Genomic DNA, 14,762 nt, shown 5'->3' with positions numbered 1-14,762 from the left:
AGGAAAAGGGGAAAGCCTTCCCCTCGCTCCAGCCGCATCGTCATTCCGGCCTCCGAGCCGGAATCTCCTCGCGTCTTCCGCTACCCTTTCGCCTAGGGGCGTACCCCTAAAACCCCCGTTGCTGAAGATTTCTTCAACGCTTCGATTATCGGGCGGTACGTCTCCGGGCATTCAATCTGCATAATGGTTGTGACTTTGTTTCCGGCATCTTTGCTAGACGCTCCACAGAGGAACAATTTTTCGCGGGGCAATCCGTAATCCAGGAAAATATAGCGGTCGTGAAACTTGCGGTTGGGACGATCGATATTCAAAGAAACGTCGGGTCTTGCTTTCTCAAAATCAGCCTTTATTGCAGGAGTAATCTTTTCGTCGCCCCATTCCTCGCTGTAGATTGTCACACTTACACCATTCGCGATACCCCGTAACAAGTCCAAAGTCTTTACTCCCACGTAGTTATCGATAATCGTAATGGACTTTTTCGCTATGCCATAAATCTTCATGTAGGCGACATCGGCTTCGAGTTTTTGCCCGTCAAAAAATAAGAAATGCTTGTAGGTCGTGGGATCGATAAAGTTTTCCATAACTTTCTGCAAACTGAGATCCATTTGCCCCAAACGGTCTTGAACGTTGTGCAATTCTCCGGAAAGTTCTTTGATTCCGACAGAATGATCTGCGATATCCCTCGTATTTTGCACAGTCTGCATTGCGATTTCCGCAATACCCGCATTTCCTAGCAACTGCTGGTTATCCGCAATAATATAATCCTTCATTTTCTTGAACAGACGGATGAGGGCAATACTTTGACTTACTGCCAAATCACCTTTGAGGATAGAGATGAGCATATAAATGCCCTGCTCGGTAAATGCATAGGGGGCGTACCGTTGCCCGCCCCAACTTGAGGTGAAAATTTTGCACCTCAAGTTTTCCAATTCTTTACGGGATAGTTGAAACCGGAATTCCTCAGGAAAACGCTCAATGTTGTTTTTGACCTGCCTGTTGAAATCCTTCGTGCTATACCCGTAAATCTCCGCCAAGTCGGCATCGAGCATCACCTTGACCCCACGAATTGTGTAGATTCGTGATTTTAGCAGATTTTCGTCAATTAAAGAGAATTCGGGCTTGCCTGCACCTGTTGAAACGATCGTTTTGGATTTTCCCATAGATATTCCTATGGAACGCATGTCCACAAACTGAGCCTTGCTCAGTGCGGTTCTTCACCGCGGGCCCCTGTCGGGGGATATATAAAAGAGCCAGGATTTCTAGACTCAAGATAAATATACAAAAAACACCCCTTTTGTCTTCCCTGCTATACGAAACTTGGCGATTTATCGCCCTAGTTGAGTTATCCACTTTGTGGACGAATGACGGGGACCTCCTTTTTTTGCTACTATTCTTATATACATAGCTTTGGACCGAACGACCCAGAGCGACCGGAAATTTTGAGATTCGTCTCTTATTCTCGAACCTGAAACTACCACTTTCAATCAACACGAGAGTAAGGCGAGCGCTCACGTCCCAATTGGGGCGTGGGTCGTTTGTGCTTATTGTGTTGAAGGGTGTGGTAGCCCGCAGGTTCGATAAGCGCCGCGACTCCACGCCTTTTTTCTTTGGATAAAGCCGATTGGACTGAATAGGGACCTCTCGTAGATAAGGATGCCCCTATGGCTAGAATTGAAATTGTTCAATCGATTGACACTTCAAATTTTGAAGCGGCTAATGCCGAAGAATTGAAAAAGCAAATTGTCCATCATTTTGCCGAAAAGGGTTGTCCTCCTACCGTTGAAGTTATTTCTGATACTTCTGTTCGCATTGTTTTTGATACGGACGCTCTTGAAAAGGCTGAAACAAATTTTCAGAAAGCGTCGGCCTGTTGTTCTGAAGGTCGGTTTAATGCCGCTAAGGATTTGCTGCTGAAGGCGATTAAGGCTTGTCCCGGCTTTTCGGAGGCGCACCGTTTGTTGGGACAGATTCTTTATCAGCAGGGCGAAATTGATAAGGGCATGGATGAAGTTCTTGAAGCCCTCTTAATTGATCCCAAAAATATGTGGGCGCTCATCATGATGGGTAACATTCTTGCGAACGCCAAGAACAACGTTGAGGCTGCAGACAAGTATTACAAGAAGGTGTTGGATTATTATCCTGATAATGCTATAGCGCTAAATAATGTGGCGGGCACGCTTATCCGGAAGAATGACTATGATAATGCTATCCGCTATATGGAGCGGGCTTTAGAGTTGGACGATTCCTATACGAACAGCTATTATGGAATTGCTTTAGCGTATTATCAGAAAGATGAACTAGATAGGGCTTTTGATTATGCGAGTCGTGGCGCTGTAAAGGGTGTTAATCGAACTGAGGACCCCGGCGTACGACAGGAACTGCTGAAGTTGCTCTTGACTATAGCAAGGGATATCGTTGACTCTACGGATTATGAGTCTAAGGTCTTTGATGTTGCCAAGCAATTAGAATCAAATTTTGGTGTTACCATCAAGTTTGAAAAAGATGATGAGCAGGATACATTGGCTCATCTGGAATTTGCGGACTTCCATCATCGCAAGGAACATGTGGTCAAGTACAAGAGTGATGGCAATTATTGCCACTACATGCTGCACGAGTTGATGCATCTCGAAATGATGCTTTTTGCACAGAAGGTTGGAAAACTGCAAGCGATTGGCTTTAACCAGAAGAATTTTGACGAATTCCAGCGAGATTACAAACGCCATTTCGATGATGTGCGAAAGAAACTCGGATCTGTAAAAACTGAAGAATTGGCGAAGCACCTTTTCCAAGGAATGTCTTTGCAGGTTATGAATGCTCCGTTGGATCTCTTTGTTGAACAGAGAATATACGACAAGCCTGAATTTAGGCCGCTCCAGCTTCATTCATTGTTTGCTATGGAATCAAGTAACATTGATGCTGTAAAGCAGACTGCGAATGTGTCTGAATTTCCTCAGTTTGTTAAGGATACTAATAAACTGATGAACATGCTTCAGTCCTTGATGCTTCGCAAATTGTATGGTCTTGATTTCGTGAACTACTACAAGCCTTCTTCAAATATGTTGAGCAAGGCGAATGAGTACTTCAAGGTTTTTGAAAATGCGCTTTCTTCTTTTAATGCCGGCGATGAATATGCCGTTTTCGAAAAGATTGCGACTTCTGCCGGTTTGATAAAATACTTCACGCTTTCAGGCGTAGAGAAAAGTGAAATCAAGACCGAAGCAGACCGTCGGCAGGATGAATTCAACGAAACTCACAATCCCGCAAACGCAAATCCGATTATCACTATGATGATGTCTTCGTATATGGTCGGTGCGCTGGAATACTTTGAGGGCTTGCTTCCGGAAGATATTGAAAAGGTTGCTTTTGAATGCGCTATGGTCGGACAGAATGGAATTAGTCCGGCGCAAAAGAGCGGCTATAAACTGAACAATGTCCCTGGTAAGGACTTTGGTGGTTATGAGTTGCTGGCCTATTACTATGTAAGTTGGGCCATTTCCCACCCGGAAATGCTAGACAAATTGAAATTACCGTTTGATGATGCTTATGCTTTGGCAAGAAAACAGTTTGATGCCATGAGAGGTCGCTAATGAGTGATTTCGAGAGCATGAAGGCAAAGGTAAAACAATTTACTGTTGATCGCGATTGGGATCAGTTTCATAACGGGAAAGACTTGGCGATTGCCCTATCGGGTGAAGCAGGGGAATTGCTTAATGCTTTCCTTTGGAAAAAGCCCGAAGATGTAAAGATCGAAAAGGTGAAGGAAGAACTTGCCGATGTGTTCAATTACGCATTCCTGATTGCAGACAAGTACAATCTTGATATTGAAGAAATTATGGACGGAAAGCTGAAAATCAATGGCGAAAAATATCCCGTTGGTAAGGCTAAGGGGACTGCGAAGAAGTATAACGAATTGTAGGAAGGAAATATGCCTTATAATCGCGTAATTTATAATGCTGAACAATCTGATTTTTTTAAAGATGTTCTTCTCAACCGAGTTGCGGACAAAATGTTGGACGCCGCGGCAGCATTAAATGTTTTTCCTAATCAATCCGAAATAGCATCGTGGCGAAATAACGCTCCCAGAATAAAAGATTTGATTGAATTGTCTGGTATACAAAATACATATGTCACATTTGAATATCTTGTTCCTTATTATAAAAAACGCATTGACTGCGTGATATATGGTCGTGGGTTAGATAATAAAGGAAATGTTGTTCATATTGAATTAAAACAATGGTGCAATAAGGGTGTAACTCCTGCTCCATCGGAGGGCAATTTTAGCGTTATAGATGATGAAGTGTTAGATGAAGATGTTACATATTGGGTTAATGCTGTAACTGGTGGGGGAAATTATACTGTACCACATCCATCCCAACAGGTTCGTGGTTATGACAACTATTTAAAAGGGTTTGTCAAAGTATTAAGTGAAAAAGAACTTGGCTTGACTGGCGCAGCCTATTGTTACAATTACAAACGTAATGGGGCGTCTAATGCCGCTTTGTATGATTCCCGTTATAAAGATCTTTTGGCGCAATATCGCACTTATGCTGGTGATGAAGTTGAAGAATTGGCAGATTTGTTGAAATCGATATTGGGTAATGGAGACGGATTAAGCGTATTTAATAAAATGATTAATTCGCCAATTCATGCATCTAAGAAATTACTTGATTCTGCTGCCAATTTAATTCATAAAGGCGATACGGAAGCGTTTTCCCTTATTGATGATCAGATTGTTGCTCGTAATATCATTTTGGATAAGATTAAAAGATTAAAAACATTTGATAAAAAGGCTGTCATCCTAGTGAAAGGAGGTCCAGGAACGGGGAAAACTGTAATTGCTTTACACTTGCTGGCGTTGATAGCTGGAATGAAGGGCGAAAATATAGAAGTTCATTATGCGACAAAATCAAAGCCTTTGTTGGAAGGTGTAAAATTTAATTTGCCGAGGGGGTCCTCTGCTAAGCTGTTGTTCCATAACGTGACTCAATACATTCCTGCGATTTGTGAAGAAAATGGAATAGATGTCTTATTGGTCGATGAAGCTCACCGAATGACGAAGTCTGCAAATACTCAATTTACGAAGGCGGTCAATCGTACTGATTTGTTGCAGGTTGATACATTGATTCGTGCTGCCAAGATTACGGTGTTTTTTATAGATGATAAACAGGTCATTCGAGGCCTTGAAATTGGATCTACGGCATTAATTCGAGAATATGCGAAAAAATATAATGCTTTAATTGAAGAGGTCCAGCTGAAGTCGCAATTCCGGTGCAATGGTTCTGATAATTATTTGAATTGGTTGGAGCAGGTGCTATATAATGAACCTGTAAAGTCAAATTTTAGCATAGATGAATTTGATTTCAGAATATTTGAGACTCCTGAAGATTTGTATGCGAAGATTCTTGAAAAAAATTCTGTGACGGGAAAAAAGACGTCAAGACTTTGTGCGGGTTTTTGCTGGCCGTGGTCGAATACTTTAGACAAGGAAGGAAACTTGATTAAAGATGTCCGCATAGGCTCTTTTGCGATGCCTTGGGAAACGCATAATGACATAAAGAAAATTCCGACTGGTTATGTAAAATGGTATGAATGGGCTTATAAGCCAGAAGGCATTAAACAGGTTGGGTGTATTTATACTGCGCAAGGCTTCGAATTTGATTATATTGGAGTTATTGTAGGTCCTGATATATATTATAACAATTATACTGGACGAGTTGAAACTGATATGAAAAAATCCGAAGATCCTGTATTAAAGCGAAGCGGTGAAAGGGTTGATGAATACATCCGAAATATTTATCGAGTCTTGATGAGTCGTGGTATGAAAGGCTGCTATGTGTATTTCTGTGATAAACCATTGCGGCATTATGTTGAAACGATGCTGGAAAACGCTCAAATTTCGAGTAAGCCTATGATGATGGCCGCTGATAAAACAGTTGAATATCGGACATAAATTATTTGGGGACGAAATTTTAGACAGAGAATTTCGTTGTCTATGTCGTTTGTTGATAGCAGAAGAAACTTTGATGACGTTTTAACCGCCATGCTATTTCGATTATAGAATTCCCCTTGACTCATTCCCTATTTTTGTGTATATTTTAACCGAAGTCCGCTAATCCCCGTGACAGTCGACATAGACCTTCGGGTCCGTACGTGCATTCGCGACGGGGCGCATTCACCTTCTTGATGAAGCTGTTGGATAGCTGGTAGGAATACGACCTACTCGAGTGCGCAAGCCAAGGTTTGCGCCAGGTAATGCCAGGGAATACCCCTGCCAACGGAAACTCAAGATCATCCCATAAAACAGAAACAAACACCACAGTTGTCGCAAAATTTGCGACATCTCATCAACACGCAATATTTGCGTGTTGTAAAAACCATTTTTACAAGGAGTATTCATGTTCGATGAAATTTTCGGAAAGTTTAACGGTGGTCCAAACCGCAGTGGAAACAACGCTATTGGGGATTTTGCAAAAATCCTAGAAGAAAAGGACGCTGAAATCAAAAGGCTAAAAGATCTTATTCTGCGCTGCCCTAAATGCGGCGCCAAATTGCGTTATCCGAGAGGATAAAGGGAGGTCAAAATGAAGAAACAAGAAATTATCGTTTCAAATCCATTGGTTGCCCCCAAAATAGCGAACAAAATCGTGGTAATTCGTGATGTTCAAGTCATGATAGACCGTGATTTGGCAGAATTGTATGGAGTTGAGACAAAAGCTCTTAATCAAGCAGTCAAACGCAATATAGAGCGTTTTCCGGATTATTTTTGTTTTCAACTCGATAAAGACGAATCCCTTGAACTGGTCACAAATTGTGACCGGTTCAATATACTAAAACATTCGTCTGTTAATCCTTACGCCTTTACCGAGCAGGGCGTTGCAATGCTTTCTGCGGTACTTCATAGTGAAAGGGCTATCAAGGTCAGTATCGAAATAATGAGCGCATTCGTCCAGATGCGCCATTATCTGCGTCACAATATGGGCCTTGTCGGACGTTTAAATACTTTTGAAACCAAGGTTGATACAAAACTTGTTGAACACGACTTAAAATTCAAGAAGATTGACGAAAATTTCTCTAAAATATTCAATGAATTAGATTCTAATCCTAAAAAAGCTAAGGAGGGGGTGTTCTTCAAAGGGCAAATCTTTGATGCCTATGCATTCTTCCAAGACATTATTAAGACCGCAAAAAAAGAAATTATTCTTATTGACGGCTATGTAGATTTATCTGTTTTGGAGAGATTGTCTGTAAAGCAAAAGAATGTCTCGGTCAAGATTTATACGCACCCGAAAGCGGAATTGCGGCAGGCTGATGTTGAACAGTTCAATAAGCAGTATCCGACTGCATCTATGGACTATACGCAAAAGATGCATGACCGCTTTTTGATTGTTGACAACAAAGATCTTTATCTCATCGGAGCTTCACTGAAGGACTTGGGGAAACAATGTTTTGCCTTTAGCAAAATGGATGACCCTAAGACGTTAATTCCCGCTATTTGGAGGCATTTGAAATGACTTTTCTTAAGTCCACAGACTCGTAATAAACATCGGGCTGGCGTCTTCGGCTTTCTTGAAGCCACAGTGCTCATAGAAGGCGAGTTCTTCGTTGTAGGCGACCACGACAATGCGCAGATAATCCTTGTACTTTTCGTGAACCTTGTCAACGAGGACTTTCCCGATGCTTTGCCCCTGATATTCGGGGCGCACCAGCAGGTAATGCACGTAGGCGTTCATGATGCCGTCATCCATAGCGCAAATCATGCCGACGAGTTTGTCGCCGTCCCAGGCGGAGATGACGGTCTTGAAGTTCTTCATCGCGACAACGAGCTTGTCGGGGAAATGTCCCGAGGACCATTCGACAGAAAGGAACAGGTCCTTTAAATCTTGTTCCGAGAAATCGTGTATTTCCTTGTATTCGATACTCATATTTTTTTTGATAGGGAGATGCCCGGTCGTGCCGGGCATGACAGGGTGGGATTTATTCCTTCCGGCGATAAACGTTCGCCAAAATCGCACCGGAGATGTTGTGCCATACGGAGAAGATTGCGCCGGGCACAGTCGCCATGGCCAGCGAAGAGAATGCGGTCGCTGCTAAGCTTGTGGCGAGTCCGGAATTTTGCATGCCGATTTCAATGGAGAGCGCCTTCGTCTTGGGCGTAGAGAATTTCAGCAATTTGCCGAGGCCAAAACCGCAACCGTAACCGAGCAGGTTGTGGAGAATTACCACGGCGAATACGACCGCACCTGTCGAGAGAATCTTGGCGGCGTTATGCGAAACGACGGCAGCCACAATCATCGCAATCGCAATCACAGAAACGAGCGGCAAAACCTTCACAGCCTTTGCAGTCCACTTACCGAAAAACTTATTGATGACAAACCCGAGCGCAATCGGCACAATCACGACCTTCACGATAGAAAGGAACATCGCCATCACATCCACATTCACGGTCGTGCGCAAAAGCAAATACGTAATCGCCGGAGTCAGCACAGGAGCAAGCAACGTGTTCACGCTGGTCATACCCACGGAAAGCGCCACGTCGCCTTTCGAAAGGTAAGTGATGACGTTGCTGGAAGTGCCGCCCGGGCATGTGCCTACGAGAACAACGCCCGCCATCAATGCGGCGTCAAGCCCGAACGCCTTGGAAAGCAAAAATGCAAGGGCCGGCATCACGATAAACTGCGCTGCACACCCGATAGTGATTTCCTTGGGTCGCGCAAATACAAGTGCAAAGTCGGTCAGCTTGAGCGTAAGCCCCATGCCAAACATCACGACCATCAGCAGGTAATTCACCCACGAGAGTTCAATCCAGAGCGTTGATTTCGGGACAAACAGCGAGAGCGCCGCGATGGCCAAGACGACAACGGCCATCCATTTTCCAACGAATTCACTGATCTTTTCGAGAATGTGCATTTTAAAACCTTCTTATATTTCGATATTTTCTTCATCACCTACGATAAAAGCCTTCAATCGTTCTATGGTGTTTTCGAAGTCGTATCTGACAGAACATTCCCACACGGTGGCGACGCGGTAGCCTAGCAATGATAGTTTCCAGTTAGTCTTGATGTCGCGCGCGATATTGTTTGAGAATTTTTCGTTCCAGAATTCGGGATTGCTCTTGGGGCGGCTCGTGAACTTGCAACCATGCTGATGCCAAAAACAGCCGTTTATAAAGATCACGGCTCCGTATTTCAAGATGAATAGGTCTGGGGAACCAGGCAGGTCGTGGCGATGTAGCTTGTAACGGAATCCATCCTTGAAAAGAGCCTGCCGAACCATTATTTCCGGTTTCGTATCTTCCGAATGGACCGCTTGCATCATCTGCGAGCGGCTCATAGGTGTACGTTTTTTGGTACGGCGTTTCATTAGGATCCATGCCCTTGGGCGTATTGAAAGATAGCCTTTTTCGATTGGAAAAATTATTCGTTGTTGGAATAATTATAAATTTGTGAGGAATTTAGAGATGATGGAGGAAACGTGAAAAAATTTCTGTTTGTATTCGGTTTGGCGGCGCTCTTTGCTGCCTGTGGTGATTCGTCGTCGACATCGTCGGGTGATACTGGTTCTCTGAGTAGCGCCGGGGAACAAAACAATCTGTCTAGCAGTTCGGTGGAAGGTGACGGTTCTGTCTGCGGATTCTCCAAGGCTGACAATACCTGGAAATATTCTTTTTCCTCATGGGAATATGTCCATATCTATACGTGGGTGGATGAGTCCACGGTAGAATACAAGGAGTACCTCAACGACTACCACATGGATAGAAACGATACGACCTATACGGAAGTGAACCGCGACGAGTTCTATGAGAAGGTTTTGAAGGAGTGTCAGTCCTATAACGACATTGACGTTGAGTAATCAAAATTTCTACATTTACGCGCACTATGAGTGAAGCTATTAACAATGTGAAGCAGGCGTTTGACGCAGAACTTGCGCAGACCGACCTTACGAACCAAGAAGCCGTCAACAACCTTCGCGTGAAGTACCTGGGCAAGAAGGGGGCCGTGACCGACCTCATGAAGCAGATGGGTTCTCTTACCGCAGAAGAACGTCCGGCTTACGGCAAGCTCGTGAACGAACTTAAGGTCGCCGTCTCCGAAGCAATCGACAAGGCTATCGAGACCGCGAACCAGGCCGCCCTCCAGAAGAAGCTGGAAAGCGGATTTGTCGATGTGAGCCTCCCCGGTGCAGGCATCCCGGCCGGCTCTACGCACCCGCTTTACGACGTGCGCGAAGAAATCATCGACTTCTTCAGCCAGATGGGTTTCGAAGTGGACTTCGGTCGCGACATCGAGACGGACTGGTACAACTTCGAAGCTTTGAATACGCCGCCCGATCACCCGAGCCGCGACATGCAGGATACCTTCTACGTAGACGACAAGGTGATGTTGCGTACCCACACCTCCGGTACGCAGATCCACTACATGGAAACCCACAAGCCGCCGTTCCGCATGATTGCTCCGGGCCACGTGTTCCGCGTCGATAACGATGCGACCCACGCCCCCATGTTCCAGCAGTGCGAAGGCTTGGTGGTCGACGAAAACATCAGCTTTGCCGACCTCAAGGGTGTCTTGCAGGTGTTCATGAACAAGCTGTTCGGCGAAGGCGTCAAGACGCGCTTCCGCCCGAGCTTCTTCCCGTTCACGGAACCTTCTGCAGAAATGGACGTGAGCTGCGTGTTCTGCGGTGGCAAGGGCTGCCGTCGTTGCAAGGGCACCGGCTGGATGGAAATCGGCGGTTGCGGTTCTGTGGACCCGAACGTGTTCAAGAACTGCGGCATCGATTCCGAGAAGTACACGGGCTTTGCTTTCGGCTTCGGCCTCGACCGTATCGCCATGCTCCGTCATGCGATCCCGGAAATCGGCCTCTTGACCGCAAACGACCAGAGATTCCTCTCCCAGTTCTAGGTTAGACGAAAGGACGCCGCTTCGCGGCTACAGACGAGAGACGAAAGATATGAAAAAATGAGTCCGATTTCGTGAGAAGTCGAAGACTCCAAAAATTAGATTACGAACGAGCGGTCCTAAAAGGTCCGCTTTTCTGTATATAGGCTATTCTAAGTTGGAATAAAGTTGCGGATTTTTTTCTCTTGACTTTGTGATAAAAAACTATACATTTTAAACAAAACAAAGAAGGAGAAAATCATGAGCTTTGCAAAAAGTTATAAATTCACGATGATCGCACTTGCTTTGTGTGCGGTCGGTTTCATTGCCTGTTCGGATTCGGACAGTTCTAGTGACGCAAACGGTGAAGACAACGTGCTCTCTATCTGGGTTGGTGATATGCTAGCCAATGGCGAAACGCTGATTCTTGGCATGGGTGAAGGTCTTTACGAAATGAGTGTGGAGTCCAGCGGAGAATGGCGTTTTGAAAATGGGACGACTTTCATTGATTCGATTTATCCCGAATCAGGCTCGGGTGATGCGGTTGTAAAAATCCATGTAAAAAAGAATGATTCCGATGAGCGACTTAAGGGAGAATTGCGGGTTGTATACCCTAAGGATACGGATCTGAATACATCAATGGATGTATGGCAGGTGTATAGCGGTGATTATGGAGATAATATGAATGTAGATGATAATACTGTAGTAATGGCGTTTCTCGTTTGTGGCATGTTGGGGCCGGCTGGGATTGCTACAGATGATTGTGCGATAAATGCGCTTAATGGTCTTTTAGGGGCTGATGAGATGAAAAATCGATTGCTGGATTACCGCGATTGGAGAATTTATAAAACGACGGTAATTAAGTCACAGGTTTGGATGGCTGAAAATCTCAGGTATGATTCGGAAGGAGGTCATACTTATTGTTTCAATGATGATAAAGCAAATTGTCGAAAATACGGCCGACTCTATAACTATTATGCGGCAAAAAATGCTTGTCCAGACGGCTGGCATTTGCCGAGCAAAGCTGAATGGCTTACTTTAATAAATGAACTTGGGGGTGAAGCCGCTGCTGGCAAGGCGCTCAAATCTACCTCTGGATGGAAGAGCGAAGGTAACGGGAATGATGACTACAAATTCTCTGCGTTACCCGTAGGTTACTCGATTAAAGATACTTATTATAGCATGGACGAAGCAACTCAGTTTTGGGCATCGACAAGTTATGGAGGCAATACCTTTTACTTAGTTTCCCTAAATTTCGAAAATGATTCGGCTGCAGTGCGTCCTAGGAATGCTCGCTATGGACTCAGTGTTCGTTGTCTAAAGGATTAGTTTTTCAGAACAACAAAAATATTCCCTCGTTTGAGGGAATTTTTTATAATTATCAGCAAGATGTTCCAATTTGGAATAATACAGGGTGCAGTGAAATTGCGGTATTTTTTTTTCGCATGTTCTATTGACTTTGTTTTGAAAAGAAATATTTTATAGAGAAAAAAGTGGAATTACAAGAAGGAGATTCTGCCATGTCTATCAATACCCTCAAATTTTCTGTGGCGGTAGGTTTTGCCTGCGCTGCAACCTTGGGCCTTACAGCCTGCTCCAATTCAGAAGATTCTAGTCCTAGTGGCTCCTCCGCTAAGGAAACGGCGATTTCGGTCGAAGTCTTGGGAAAGACTGTCGGCGACACGCTGGTGTTCGACATGATGGACAGCACCTACGATTTCAAGATCGAAGCCGACGGAAAATGGCGCATCGAAGACAGGACCAGGTTTGTCCAGTCCATCAGTCAGGATTCGGGCGAAGGCAATGCCACCATACAGATGCGTTTAGCGAGAAACTACTTGGATCGCAGACATGTCGGCAGATTGCGCATCGTGTTTCCCGAAGACACCAGCCAGAACAAGACGATAACCATCGTGCAGAAGTATAAGGGCGACTACGATGACAACGCCGATGTTGATGTGGCGAACGATATTTATGTGGTCGGTTTCGGTTACAATGCCATTACCGGAGGTTATGCAAATATAGAGTCAATAGAAGCTGAAATCTTTGATACTGAGGAATTGATTAAGAAAAAATCTATTACGTATGGATCGAATAAATTCAGCTACAATACAACGAGTATCACTGGCTCTACGATTTCAGATATCAGTTTTAATTTGGCGACTACCGCAAATGTTGAAGGTAGCGTTGCTGGTTTCTCTGCGGAAATGAAGAGTTCCTTTGATATGAGTAAAGCGAAAAAGAATAACTATGAATATGCTTTGACTTATATCAATTATGAAACTCAAACTGTAAAAACAACAAAAGCTCTGAAGGAATTGAGAAAAAAGAAAAATATGAATGTTTTTGCGTATTACGCAATCAATGGATTGGGGGATGAAGACTCGGAGGAACCGGACTATCCGTCTACTAATGAGGGCTTTAGAGAATTGATTAGTGATTTTGGTTCTCATGTTGTAATGGAGGCCAGGCTTGGTGGGCGCATTCGTCAGGCGATGACGGCGGATGTGTCTAAGATTACCTCCTCTTATGATATGAACGTGTTTGCAAAAGCTGCTTATAAGGGTTTTGTTGATGCCGATGCTTCGGTAGATACAAAAATGGAGCAGAGCTTTGAAGAAAATCGTTCAAGTTTGGATATTCGTGTAGATATTCTTGGTGGCGATAAAAAGCTGGCTTCCAAATTAACTTCGAAGGATGTTGATCCTGAGTCTGTAGAAAAATGGAAAAAGTCTGTTACGGATGGTACCGATGCCGCCTTAATCGGTTTTTCTAATAAAGGTCTTAAGCCGCTATATGAATTGATTGATGAAAGTCTCGGTGATAAAGCTAAAGAAAGAAAGCAAAAACTTAAAGCCTATATGGAAAGTAAGCAATTTGCTTCTGATTTTGAACTCGGCTATGATTGTGGCACCGTGACTGAAATTGATGTCCCGAAGATTGAAGATAACGATACGAACACCTTAATTAAGGATATTTTCTTGAATGGACAGCTGGTGGCGAGGGCTACCTTGGAATTCGTGCCGCTTCTGAATATCAAGGAAAAGGTAAGGGTCGTTTATCCTGTAATCAACAACAAGGTGCGCTTTAATTTGGGCTTCTATATTGGCGACAAGGACCATAAGCCGGCTCGCGTCAGTTGGGATGGCACCGATGTTTCCATTGTTGAATACGAAAATATGGACTTCGGTGCAGCGAAGAAACTCTATATCCGTGGTGCATCTGTGACGAGTGTGCCGCCTGAAGGTACTGAACCTCATGCGGGAACAGTTGAAGATTCGTATCTGAAATCAACGATTTTTGTTAAGACTAAAGAGTCTCAAAACGGCTTTAGACCCGAAACAGATGGAAAAGATGTAAATCACAATTATCCGTTGGTTAAAATTTTTAACCATATTTGGCTGCGTGAAAATTATGCGAGTACGCTTGGTCGTTCTGGAAAATCATATGTAGCAGTTCCTGGTTATTTGAGTTATAAATGGGGGATGGCGGATGATGCAGATGTTGGTGCTGCCATTGATGTTATTTATTCTGGTAGAAAACTCGATCCTTTTGTTCCCAGCGGATGGAAGCTCCCTTCTAAAGAAGATTTCCTGGAGATAGAAAAAGCCTTGACTACGAATGGCGTTACCAATGTGGGGACTGCTATGGTGAGCAAGGGACTCTGTGATTCCAACGAAGATGGCTGCGGCTTGGTTGGATTTGCACTTCGTGCTGAAGATTATGGTTTCCTTGTAACAAATTCAAAGTCGTATGTAAAAATGCGCAAAAGTGGAACTGCCTTTGAATATGAAAGTGCTCCTGAAGCTTATGATGTTAGCGGACAAATCCGTTTCTACCAGGAATAAGATAACCTAGTGATAAATTTACCCGTATAACAAAAATTTC

Annotated in this window: 13 protein-coding genes; 9 read left to right on the top strand and 4 right to left on the bottom strand. The window is 44.0% G+C overall.

Annotation, left to right across the window (positions count from 1 at the left end; all coding sequences use genetic code 11):
* Positions 1-92 precede the first annotated feature (92 nt).
* Positions 93-1,160, bottom strand: coding sequence for an ORF6N domain-containing protein (locus tag ACJMNB_RS03520; RefSeq protein ID WP_405339052.1), 1,068 nt, complete (start codon positions 1,158-1,160; stop codon positions 93-95).
* 501 nt (positions 1,161-1,661) lie between these two features.
* Here ACJMNB_RS03520 and ACJMNB_RS03515 point away from each other — a divergent pair.
* The 5 genes from ACJMNB_RS03515 (at position 1,662) to ACJMNB_RS03495 (ending at position 7,511) form a co-directional block, all read left to right on the top strand.
* Positions 1,662-3,587, top strand: coding sequence for a tetratricopeptide repeat protein (locus tag ACJMNB_RS03515; RefSeq protein WP_405339050.1), 1,926 nt, complete (start codon positions 1,662-1,664; stop codon positions 3,585-3,587).
* Positions 3,587-3,916 carry a nucleotide pyrophosphohydrolase gene (locus tag ACJMNB_RS03510; protein ID WP_405339048.1) on the top strand — a complete coding sequence of 110 codons (330 nt, stop codon included), beginning with the start codon at positions 3,587-3,589 and terminating at the stop codon, positions 3,914-3,916. The genes ACJMNB_RS03515 and ACJMNB_RS03510 overlap by 1 nt, the downstream gene beginning before the upstream one ends.
* Before the next feature lie 9 nt (positions 3,917-3,925).
* Complete coding sequence (locus ACJMNB_RS03505; RefSeq protein ID WP_405339046.1) at positions 3,926-5,950, top strand: DUF2075 domain-containing protein; 2,025 nt, start codon at positions 3,926-3,928, stop codon at positions 5,948-5,950.
* Between the two features lie 445 nt (positions 5,951-6,395).
* Positions 6,396-6,569 (top strand): hypothetical protein, encoded by a 174-nt coding sequence (locus ACJMNB_RS03500; RefSeq protein WP_405339044.1) that lies wholly within the window; start codon positions 6,396-6,398, stop codon positions 6,567-6,569.
* 12 nt (positions 6,570-6,581) lie between these two features.
* Positions 6,582-7,511 carry an ORF6N domain-containing protein gene (locus ACJMNB_RS03495; RefSeq protein ID WP_405339042.1) on the top strand — a complete coding sequence of 310 codons (930 nt, stop codon included), beginning with the start codon at positions 6,582-6,584 and terminating at the stop codon, positions 7,509-7,511.
* Positions 7,512-7,517: 6 nt separating this feature from the next.
* Here the strand turns inward: ACJMNB_RS03495 and ACJMNB_RS03490 are convergent, their stop codons facing one another.
* The 3 genes from ACJMNB_RS03490 to ACJMNB_RS03480 are packed head-to-tail and all read right to left on the bottom strand — an operon-like array spanning position 7,518 to position 9,360.
* The gene (locus ACJMNB_RS03490; RefSeq protein WP_405339040.1) at positions 7,518-7,922 is read right to left on the bottom strand and encodes a GNAT family N-acetyltransferase; all 405 of its coding nucleotides are present in this window, start codon (positions 7,920-7,922) and stop codon (positions 7,518-7,520) included.
* A gap of 52 nt (positions 7,923-7,974) precedes the next feature.
* Positions 7,975-8,907 (bottom strand): bile acid:sodium symporter family protein, encoded by a 933-nt coding sequence (locus ACJMNB_RS03485; protein WP_405339038.1) that lies wholly within the window; start codon positions 8,905-8,907, stop codon positions 7,975-7,977.
* A 12-nt stretch (positions 8,908-8,919) separates the two neighbouring features.
* Positions 8,920-9,360: a very short patch repair endonuclease gene (locus ACJMNB_RS03480; RefSeq protein WP_405339036.1), complete on the bottom strand. Its 441-nt coding sequence runs from the start codon at positions 9,358-9,360 to the stop codon at positions 8,920-8,922.
* Positions 9,361-9,471: 111 nt separating this feature from the next.
* Between ACJMNB_RS03480 and ACJMNB_RS03475 the strand changes: the two genes are divergently transcribed.
* From ACJMNB_RS03475 to ACJMNB_RS03460, 4 genes are all read left to right on the top strand, one after another.
* A complete protein-coding gene (locus ACJMNB_RS03475) occupies positions 9,472-9,849 on the top strand; it encodes a hypothetical protein (RefSeq protein ID WP_405339034.1) in 378 nt (125 codons plus the stop codon).
* 26 nt (positions 9,850-9,875) lie between these two features.
* Positions 9,876-10,898 carry a phenylalanine--tRNA ligase subunit alpha gene (pheS, locus tag ACJMNB_RS03470; protein WP_405339032.1) on the top strand — a complete coding sequence of 341 codons (1,023 nt, stop codon included), beginning with the start codon at positions 9,876-9,878 and terminating at the stop codon, positions 10,896-10,898.
* Positions 10,899-11,135: 237 nt separating this feature from the next.
* Positions 11,136-12,203 carry an FISUMP domain-containing protein gene (locus ACJMNB_RS03465; RefSeq protein WP_405339030.1) on the top strand — a complete coding sequence of 356 codons (1,068 nt, stop codon included), beginning with the start codon at positions 11,136-11,138 and terminating at the stop codon, positions 12,201-12,203.
* Between the two features lie 191 nt (positions 12,204-12,394).
* Entirely contained in the window at positions 12,395-14,722 is a 2,328-nt protein-coding gene (locus ACJMNB_RS03460) for an MAC/perforin domain-containing protein (RefSeq protein ID WP_405339028.1), read from the top strand.
* Positions 14,723-14,762: the final 40 nt, after the last annotated feature.

Origin of the sequence: Fibrobacter sp. (genome assembly GCF_045131395.1) — a bacterium.
Taxonomy (GTDB): domain Bacteria; phylum Fibrobacterota; class Fibrobacteria; order Fibrobacterales; family Fibrobacteraceae; genus Fibrobacter.
The sequence above is the reverse complement of the archived record's forward strand: the minus strand, read 5'-3'. Positions and strand labels throughout refer to the sequence as shown.

Excerpts from the sequence above, each read along its gene's own strand:
- ACJMNB_RS03520 (WP_405339052.1), bottom strand. The coding sequence starts at position 1,160 with ATGGGAAAATCCAAAACGATCGTTTCAACAGGTGCAGGCAAGCCCGAA.
- ACJMNB_RS03515 (WP_405339050.1), top strand. The coding sequence starts at position 1,662 with ATGGCTAGAATTGAAATTGTTCAATCGATTGACACTTCAAATTTTGAA.
- ACJMNB_RS03510 (WP_405339048.1), top strand. The coding sequence starts at position 3,587 with ATGAGTGATTTCGAGAGCATGAAGGCAAAGGTAAAACAATTTACTGTT.
- ACJMNB_RS03505 (WP_405339046.1), top strand. The coding sequence starts at position 3,926 with ATGCCTTATAATCGCGTAATTTATAATGCTGAACAATCTGATTTTTTT.
- ACJMNB_RS03500 (WP_405339044.1), top strand. The coding sequence starts at position 6,396 with ATGTTCGATGAAATTTTCGGAAAGTTTAACGGTGGTCCAAACCGCAGT.
- ACJMNB_RS03495 (WP_405339042.1), top strand. The coding sequence starts at position 6,582 with ATGAAGAAACAAGAAATTATCGTTTCAAATCCATTGGTTGCCCCCAAA.
- ACJMNB_RS03490 (WP_405339040.1), bottom strand. The coding sequence starts at position 7,922 with ATGAGTATCGAATACAAGGAAATACACGATTTCTCGGAACAAGATTTA.
- ACJMNB_RS03485 (WP_405339038.1), bottom strand. The coding sequence starts at position 8,907 with ATGCACATTCTCGAAAAGATCAGTGAATTCGTTGGAAAATGGATGGCC.
- ACJMNB_RS03480 (WP_405339036.1), bottom strand. The coding sequence starts at position 9,360 with ATGAAACGCCGTACCAAAAAACGTACACCTATGAGCCGCTCGCAGATG.
- pheS (WP_405339032.1), top strand. The coding sequence starts at position 9,876 with ATGAGTGAAGCTATTAACAATGTGAAGCAGGCGTTTGACGCAGAACTT.
- ACJMNB_RS03465 (WP_405339030.1), top strand. The coding sequence starts at position 11,136 with ATGAGCTTTGCAAAAAGTTATAAATTCACGATGATCGCACTTGCTTTG.
- ACJMNB_RS03460 (WP_405339028.1), top strand. The coding sequence starts at position 12,395 with ATGTCTATCAATACCCTCAAATTTTCTGTGGCGGTAGGTTTTGCCTGC.